Consider the following 718-nt stretch of genomic DNA (forward strand, 5'->3'; position numbering starts at 1 on the left):
CTGGATCCGTAACATCTGGATCACCATCGCCATCTGTATCTACTTGAACAGTTACAGTTATTGTCTCTGTTACACAAACTTGTGGCGTTACTACTGTATTACATACTTGTAATTCTCTAGTGACCGTACCTCCTTCTTCGCCTGCGGCTGGTGTATAAGTAACTTCTCCTGTTAATGGATCAATACTTACGGTTCCTCCGGCAGTTCCTCCTGTTTGAGTGATACTTGTATTTGCTCCTGGCCCAAAGTCATCATTCGTTAAAACATTAACCATAGCACTTTGACCTTCCACAACTGTTAATACATCATCTGCTCCTGTTGGCACCAATGGATTTGGATCGGTTCCATCTGGATTTCCATCATTATCATCGTCTGGATCCGTAACATCTGGATCACCATCGCCATCTGTATCTGTTAAAATATTTAAAGTACCAGAAACATAATTAAAAGAATAATTATTATCTACTCCTCCTGATACTGTAATAGGATACATTCCGACTGGAGATGTAACTGTCGCTGTAGTACTCCCTATTGGAGCTGTATCTAAATCGGTAACACTATCTCCTACTATAAAACCTGAATAAGTAATTGTAAGAACTGGATTAGCAACTCCCTCAGCTCGAGATTTATCATCAGCAGTTACTGTTAATGCTTTAGCTGTGATATCTGCGGTTAATCCGCTTGGTTGTGTGACTGTATAATTACCTGCATCCGTTCC

The 718-nt window shown here is 40.4% G+C and carries 1 protein-coding gene; it reads right to left on the reverse strand.

Going from position 1 to position 718, the window contains the following annotated elements:
- The coding region (locus F7018_RS18420) for an MBG-2 domain-containing protein (protein ID WP_175578677.1) at window positions 1-718 on the reverse strand (718 nt) is incomplete at both ends.

Origin of the sequence: Tenacibaculum aiptasiae (assembly GCF_008806755.1) — a bacterium.
Classification (GTDB): Bacteria; Bacteroidota; Bacteroidia; order Flavobacteriales; family Flavobacteriaceae; genus Polaribacter; species Polaribacter aiptasiae.